Raw genomic sequence first — 6768 nt, forward strand, 5'->3', positions numbered from 1 at the left:
GGGTGGAGGACAGGTTCACCTACGTCTCGGCCGCCGGCGGCGCCTTCCTGGAGTGGCTGGAAGGCAAGGACCTGCCGGGCGTTGCCGCGCTCAAGAAGAAATAAGCGCGGGCGCGGCGGGGGAGGGTCGCTCCCCCGCCGTGCGGCGCTGCGCAAAGGTGGGTACCGCGATTGGTCCCAGCCTCCCCGCAATTGCGGCGCCTACATTCAGGGAAGGTCCCCACAACAGGCACCTCCCCATGGCGCAGTTTCCCCCGATGCCGGTCCTGACGCGCAACCAGCGTACCGAAGCGGGAGCGGTTGACCGCACGCGGTGGCACGAACACCCTATGACCGGGGGAAATCTGCCCGAACCGAGGGTGGAGAAGATGCGTGGACCGAAGCTGGTGGCACTCTGGGCGGTGCTGATCGCGCTGTCGTGGGGCGTGGTCATCGGCATCGGCTACGGCCTGTGGACGCTGGCGACCGCGCTGAACTGACCACGCCCCCGGCAGGCCGTTCATTTCCTCCCGGGCGCCTCGGCGAGCTGGTCAACCTTCTTCTCCGACACGTACCAGACCGTGAAGTGGTAGTGCGGCTCCGCCATGCCGGGATGGCCGGGGTTGAAGTCGACCGTCACGTGGTCGACCGGCCGGTGCGGCGAGGCGAGGCGTTTGAAGTCCTTCTGGTCCTGCATGTCCTTCATCGGCACCATGTAGACCGCGCCGACCAGATGCTGCCCGCGGTCGTAGGCGAGATAGGGACCGGTCGGCAGGGCCGACGGCCTGACGTACAGCGTGCCGAGCCCGGGAATGAAGTCGGGTAGCCCGCTCACCAGGTCGCTGACCTTCTTGTAGTCGCCGCCCGGCGGCCCCTTCTCGGGAACGTCGGCAGCGTAGGACGGCCCAATACAAACTGGCAGGGACAGAACGGTGGCGGCAACGGCCGCCAGAAGCGTCCGCTTCAGCATGGTTTCCTCCTGTTGCGATAAGGCGCGCCTCAGTCCCTGAGGCGCGCGAGCACGCCGGCGACGATGCGGTCGCACCGCTCGCCGGCGAAACCAAACGCGGTGGGCACGAGGCGGTCGAGGTGGTCGCTGAGCGCCTTCTGCAGCAGCGCCCGCGCCCGGTGCAGCCGGGTCTTCACCGTCTCGGGCGGGATGCCCAGGCAGGCGGCGGTCTCCTGCACGCTCATCTGCTCCACCGCGCGCATGACGAAGACGGCGCGGAAGCCGTCCGGCAGGTCGTCGATCGCCTGCTCGACCAGACGTCTGAGTTCGGCCACGGCGAACAGCTCCTCCGGCGTGCTGGCGGCGGTCCACAGCGGCACCACCGCGGCGGCGCCCTCCTCCTCGGCCTCGAGGCCGTCGGCGAACAGCCGCACGCGCCCGCGCTTGCGCAGACGCATCAGCGCCTCGTTCGCCGCGATGCGCGCCAGCCAGCCGCCGAGCCGGTCGCCGTCGGCGCACTGGTCCAGGTGGGTGAAGGCGCGCAGGTAGGCGTCCTGCACCGCCTCCTCCGCCTCGCCCTCGTCCTTGAGGATCGAGCGGGCGATGCGGAAGAGGCGGCGGTTGTGCCGGCGCATCACGGTCTCGAAGGCGCGCCCGTCGCCGCGCTTCATCGCGTCCAGCAGATCGGCCTCCGCCTCGCCGCCCGCCGCGATCCTCAGATGCCCGGCCATCGGGGTCCTCCCTGTTTCCTTACCCATAGGATGCGCCGGGCGACGCGAAGGTTCCCGGAAAAATGCGGCGAGTCGGATTCAGCTTGCATAGGACGCCCGGCATGACGATATTCGCGGCGGGAGGCTGGCGTCGGACGGGTCCCTCGCCAACCCGGTCAGGTCCGGAAGGAAGCAGCCGTAACGAGTTCCGGCTCGGGTCGTTCGTCCAGTCTCCCACCTCTCCAAAATTTCCCCGAGAAATTTGAGCGCGCAAAGCGGAGCCCGAGCCGCTATTCTGGCGGCCCGTCATAAAGTGCGTCCAGCAGCGTGACCGACACCACCATCGCCGATACGCCCGCAGCCTCCGACAGCGCCGCCCCGCAGGCGTACCGGGTGCTCGCCCGCAAGTACCGCCCGAAAAGCTTCGAGGAGCTGATCGGCCAGGACGCGCTGGTGCGCACGCTGACCAACGCCATCAACTCCGGCCGCATCGCCCAGGCGTTCATGCTGACCGGCGTGCGCGGCGTCGGCAAGACCACCACCGCCCGCATCATCGCCCGCGCGCTCAACTGCACCGGCCCGGACGGCACCGGCGGGCCGACCATCAGCCCGTGCGGCGTCTGCGACAACTGCCGCGCCATCTCCGAGGACCGGCACGTCGACGTGATGGAGATGGACGCCGCCTCCCACACCGGCGTCGACGACATCCGCGAGATCATCGACGGCGTGCGCTACGCGCCGGTGTCCGCGCGCTACAAGCTCTACATCATCGACGAGGTCCACATGCTGTCCAAGAGCGCGTTCAACGCGCTCCTGAAGACGCTGGAGGAACCGCCGGCCCACGTGAAGTTCGTCTTCGCCACCACCGAGATCCGCAAGGTGCCGGTGACGGTGCTCTCGCGCTGCCAGCGCTTCGACCTGCGCCGGGTGGACGGCGCGGTGCTGAAGGAGCACTTCACCCGCATCGCCGGCCTGGAGGGCGCCGGCATCGAGCCGGACGCCGCATCCCTGGTGGCGCGCGCCGCCGACGGCTCGGTGCGCGACGGGCTGTCGCTGCTCGACCAGGCCATCGCGCTGGGCGGCGGGGCTGTGACCGCCGTGCAGGTGCGTGACATGCTGGGCCTCGCCGACCGTGCCCGCATCCTCGACCTGTTCGAGGCGGCGGTATCCGCCCGCCCGGCCGAGGCGCTGGACATCCTGTCCGACCTGCACCGCGTCGGCGCCGACCCGCTGGTCATCCTGCAGGATCTGCTGGACCTCGTGCACAGCCTGACCCGGCTCAAGGTCATCCCCGACACCGCCAACGACCCCTCCATGCCGGAGGCCGAGCGCACCCGAGGGCGCGACCTGTCGGCCAAGCTGTCCATGCCGGCGCTGACGCGCGCGTGGCAGCTGCTGCTCAAGGGCCTGGGCGAGGTGCAGGCGGCACCGATCCCGCAGCAGGCGCTGGAGATGGTGATCGTCCGCCTCTCCTACGCCGCCGACCTGCCGACGCCGGGCGAACTGATCCGCCAGTTGCAGAACGCCGGCAGCACGGGTGCCAACGGCGGCGGAAGCGCCCCGCGCCCGCCCGGCGGCGGCCCGGTCGCCATCGCCGGGGGCGGTGCCGCGCGCGCCGTCGGCAGCCATGCCGTGCAAGCGGCGCCGCAGCCGGCCGAGGCGGTCGCCACGGCGCGCCCGGAAGACTGGGCGCCGATGCCGCGCGACTACCGCACGCTGGTGCAACTCTTCGCCGAGCGGCGCGAGGGCGCGCTGTATGGCCACCTGTTCGGCGCCGCGCACCTCGTGCGGATGGAGCCGGGCCGGCTGGAGATCCGGCCGGAGCCGGCGGCGCCCGCCAACCTCGCCAACCGCGTCGGCCAGCTGCTCGGCGAATGGACCGGGCAGCGCTGGGTGGTGGTGGTCAGCGACCGCCCCGGCGAGCCGACGCTGAAGCAGCAGGACGACGCGGCGGTCCAGCGCGCGCTGGACGAGGCCGCGGCCAACCCGGTGGTGCGCGCGGTGCTGGACAGCTTCGACGGGGCGAAGATCCTGGACGTGCGCGACCTCGCCGCGGCGGCGGCTGCCGCAGCGGCCGAGGCGGCGGGCGCGGACGAGCCCGACGCCGACGACATCAACATCCGCGATGCGCTGTTGTACCCCTTGGACGAAATGAGCGATTTGGGAGACGAGTGAGATGAAGAACCTCGGCCAGATGATGAAGCAGGCCCAGGAGATGCAGGCCAAGATGCAGCAGATGCAGTCGAAGCTGGCCGACATCGAGGTGTCCGGCCAGTCGGGTGCGGGCATGGTCAGCGTCACCCTGAACGGCAAGGGCGACCTGAAGAAGGTCAAGCTCGACAAGTCGATCGTCGATCCCGAAGACGTCGAGGTGCTGGAGGATCTGCTGGTCGCCGCCTTCAACGACGCCAAGGCCAAGGTCGAGCAGCAGGTCGCCGACGAGACCTCCAAGATGATGGGCGGCCTGAAGCTGCCGCCGGGCATGAAACTGCCGTTCTGAGTGCCTATATTTTCACGGATGAACGCGGGTTTCGGCTCGCGTTCATTTGTGTCTGGAACGGCTGAGTTTCATGATCGGACCTGAAATCGAGCGCCTGATCCAGCTGCTCGCCAAGCTGCCGGGGCTGGGGCCGCGGTCGGCGCGACGCGCGGCGCTGCAGCTGATGAAGCGGCGCGAAACCCTGATGGTGCCGCTGTCGGAAGCCCTGGCGCACGCCGCCGAGGCGATCCGCACCTGCCCGGTGTGCGGCAACCTGGACACCCGCAGCCCGTGCACCGTCTGCGCCGACCCGACGCGCGACCGCTCCACCATCTGCGTGGTCGAGGACGCCGGCGACCTGTGGGCGCTGGAGCGCACGCGCTCCTACCGCGGCGTCTACCACGTGCTGGGCGGCGTGCTGTCGGCCCTGCAGGGCGTCGGACCGGACGACCTGACCATCGCGGCGCTGGCCGAGCGCGCCAAGGACCCGGCGGTGACCGAGGTCATCCTGGCGCTGAACGCCACGGTGGACGGCCAGACCACCGCGCACGTGGTGACCGACCGGCTGGCCGGCGCCGAGGTCGCGGTGTCGCGCCTGGCGCACGGCGTGCCGGTGGGCGGCGAGCTGGACTACCTGGACGACGGCACTCTGACCGCCGCCCTGAAGGCCCGCCGGCCCTTCTAGTGGACCTTCACCTCGTTCCCCGCGTCCCTGCGGTAGACGTGGACGTGGTAGGCGGCCATGGGGTTCTCGGCGAGGTATTCCAGCAGCTCGCGCTCGGTACGGGCGCTGGCGTCGCGGATCAGCACCTGCCAGACCGGCTCCATGGTGCCGCGCTTGGTCTCCGCGTGCGGGATCATGATGAAGCCCGCCCACTCCGGCTTGAAGTCGGCGAGGTAGCTCTCGACGTAGTGCCGCATCATCGCGGCATCGTTGACGTTCACACGCTCCGAGTTCTCGAAGCAGACGCGAAGGTTCATGGTCTTCTCCTGTCTCGGTAACCCTTGCTCTCCATATGGGGATGCGTGCGGGCGAAAGCCATTCGGCCGTTTTCAGTAGCCCCGCCCGCGCTCCACCACGTGCAACAGCGGCTGGCCGGTTTCGGCGCGGCGGATGGCGTCGGCGATGTGGTCGGCGCAGCGCGACGGGTGGGTGATGCCGGCGACGTGCGGCGTGACGTGGACCTTCGGGTGGGTCCAGAACGGGTGGCCCGATGGCAGCGGCTCCTCGGCGAAGACGTCCAGGCTGGCGCCGCCCAGGTGGCCGCTCTCCAGCGCCGCCAGCAGGTCGGCCTCCACCAGATGTCCGCCGCGCGCCGCGTTGATCACCACGGCCCCCTGGGGCAGCGTGGCGAACAGTTTGGCGTTCAGGATGCCGCGCGTCTGGTCGGTCAGCGGCAGCAGGCAGACCAGGAAATCACTGCGCGCCGCCAGGGCGACCAGCCCGTCCTCGCCGTGCAGCGTCTCGACGCCGCGGATCTCCTTGGCCGAGCGGCTCCAGCCGACCACCTGGAAGCCCAGCGGCGTCAGCGCCCGCGCCGCCGCCTCGCCCAGCACGCCCAAACCGAGGATGCCGACGCGCACCTCCGACGCCGGCCGGTGGCCGAGCTGCTTCCAGACGCCGGCGCGCTGCTGTTCGGTGTAGGCGTCCACCTTGCGCTGCCAGCGCAGCACCTGGAGCACCGCATAAGCCGCCATGTCCTCGGTCAGCCCATCCGCGACCATGCGCACCAGCGGCACGTCGGGCAGCGTCGGGTCGGCCAGCAGCGGCTCCACCCCGGCGCCCAGCGACAGGATCAGCCGCAGGTTCGGCAGGCCGGCCAGCACGCCGGGCGGCGGCTTCCACACCAGCGCGCAGTCGATGGCGGCCGGGTCGCCGGCGTCCGGCCAGACGCGGAATTCCAGGTCCGGCAGCCGTTTGGCGATTTCGCCGCGCCACGCCTCGGAATTGTCGGTGGGAGAGACGAAGAGGAGGGTCGTCATGGTCGGTGCTTGATCCCGGCTGTGTCCTGCGGCATGTCGTGAGCAGCGTTCCCTACCGCAAGCCCCACCGTGCCGCGCCTCATCCTGCTGAACAAGCCCTACGGCGTCCTGCCGCAGTTCACCGACGCGGCGGAAGGCCGCGCCACGCTGGCCGGGCTGGTGCCGGTCAAAGGCGTCTACCCCGCCGGCCGCCTGGACCGCGACAGCGAGGGGCTGCTGGTGCTGACCGACGACGGCGCCCTGATCGCCCGCATCGCCCACCCGAAGCACAAGATGCCCAAGGTCTACTGGGCGCAGGTCGAGGGCGTGCCGACCGCGGAGGCGCTGGAGCGCCTGCGCCGCGGCGTCGAGCTGAACGACGGCCCGACGCTGCCGGCCGGAGCGCGGCTGATCGGGGAGCCGGAGGGGCTGTGGCCGCGCGATCCGCCGATCCGGTTTCGCGCGGCGATCCCAACGTCGTGGATCGAGCTGACCCTGCGCGAGGGCCGCAACCGGCAGGTCCGCCGGATGACGGCGGCGGTGGGATTCCCGACGCTGCGGCTGATTCGTTGGGCTGTGGGAGACTGGACGCTGGGCGGGTTGCAGCCTGGGGAGTGGCGGGAGGTCGATCCCTCTCCCGCCCCGGGAGAGGGAGGGGCCCGCGCGAAGCGCGGGAGGGTGAGGGTGCTG

Annotated in this window: 8 protein-coding genes and 1 other RNA gene; 5 read left to right on the forward strand and 4 right to left on the reverse strand. The window is 70.7% G+C overall.

The window, feature by feature from the left end:
- Positions 1-498: 498 nt before the first annotated feature.
- Both TSO221_RS29430 and TSO221_RS29435 read right to left on the reverse strand, forming a co-directional pair.
- A complete protein-coding gene (locus TSO221_RS29430) occupies positions 499-948 on the reverse strand; it encodes a hypothetical protein (RefSeq protein ID WP_199229678.1) in 450 nt (149 codons plus the stop codon).
- Positions 949-977: 29 nt separating this feature from the next.
- A complete protein-coding gene (locus TSO221_RS29435; protein ID WP_158284250.1) occupies positions 978-1658 on the reverse strand; it encodes an RNA polymerase sigma factor in 681 nt (226 codons plus the stop codon).
- Positions 1659-1777: 119 nt separating this feature from the next.
- Here TSO221_RS29435 and ffs point away from each other — a divergent pair.
- From ffs to recR, 4 genes are all read left to right on the forward strand, one after another.
- Positions 1778-1875, forward strand: an RNA gene (ffs, locus tag TSO221_RS29440) — signal recognition particle sRNA small type.
- 89 nt (positions 1876-1964) lie between these two features.
- Positions 1965-3812, forward strand: a complete 1848-nt coding sequence (locus TSO221_RS29445) for a DNA polymerase III subunit gamma/tau (RefSeq protein WP_109122071.1) — start codon at positions 1965-1967, stop codon at positions 3810-3812.
- 1 nt (position 3813) lies between these two features.
- On the forward strand, positions 3814-4137 hold the full coding sequence (locus TSO221_RS29450) for a YbaB/EbfC family nucleoid-associated protein (protein ID WP_109122072.1): 324 nt from the start codon (positions 3814-3816) through the stop codon (positions 4135-4137).
- Between the two features lie 70 nt (positions 4138-4207).
- Positions 4208-4801 carry a recombination mediator RecR gene (gene recR, locus TSO221_RS29455; protein ID WP_109122073.1) on the forward strand — a complete coding sequence of 198 codons (594 nt, stop codon included), beginning with the start codon at positions 4208-4210 and terminating at the stop codon, positions 4799-4801.
- Here recR and TSO221_RS29460 read toward each other — a convergent pair.
- Together TSO221_RS29460 and TSO221_RS29465 are read right to left on the reverse strand one after the other, a co-directional pair.
- On the reverse strand, positions 4798-5097 hold the full coding sequence (locus TSO221_RS29460) for a hypothetical protein (RefSeq protein ID WP_109122074.1): 300 nt from the start codon (positions 5095-5097) through the stop codon (positions 4798-4800). The genes recR and TSO221_RS29460 overlap by 4 nt on opposite strands.
- A 72-nt stretch (positions 5098-5169) precedes the next feature.
- The gene (locus TSO221_RS29465; RefSeq protein WP_109122075.1) at positions 5170-6099 is read right to left on the reverse strand and encodes a glyoxylate/hydroxypyruvate reductase A; all 930 of its coding nucleotides are present in this window, start codon (positions 6097-6099) and stop codon (positions 5170-5172) included.
- 69 nt (positions 6100-6168) lie between these two features.
- Here TSO221_RS29465 and TSO221_RS29470 point away from each other — a divergent pair.
- On the forward strand, positions 6169-6768 hold a 600-nt coding region (locus TSO221_RS29470; protein ID WP_109122076.1), incomplete at its 3' end, for an rRNA large subunit pseudouridine synthase E.

The sequence above is a fragment of the Azospirillum sp. TSO22-1 genome (assembly GCF_003116015.1).
Taxonomy (GTDB): domain Bacteria; phylum Pseudomonadota; class Alphaproteobacteria; order Azospirillales; family Azospirillaceae; genus Azospirillum.

What these genes read in the sequence shown, in the direction of transcription:
- TSO221_RS29430 (WP_199229678.1), bottom strand. Translation starts at nt 948, where the DNA reads ATGCTGAAGCGGACGCTTCTGGCGGCCGTTGCCGCCACCGTTCTGTCC.
- TSO221_RS29435 (WP_158284250.1), bottom strand. Translation starts at nt 1,658, where the DNA reads ATGGCCGGGCATCTGAGGATCGCGGCGGGCGGCGAGGCGGAGGCCGAT.
- TSO221_RS29450 (WP_109122072.1), top strand. Translation starts at nt 3,814, where the DNA reads ATGAAGAACCTCGGCCAGATGATGAAGCAGGCCCAGGAGATGCAGGCC.
- recR (WP_109122073.1), top strand. Translation starts at nt 4,208, where the DNA reads ATGATCGGACCTGAAATCGAGCGCCTGATCCAGCTGCTCGCCAAGCTG.
- TSO221_RS29460 (WP_109122074.1), bottom strand. Translation starts at nt 5,097, where the DNA reads ATGAACCTTCGCGTCTGCTTCGAGAACTCGGAGCGTGTGAACGTCAAC.
- TSO221_RS29465 (WP_109122075.1), bottom strand. Translation starts at nt 6,099, where the DNA reads ATGACGACCCTCCTCTTCGTCTCTCCCACCGACAATTCCGAGGCGTGG.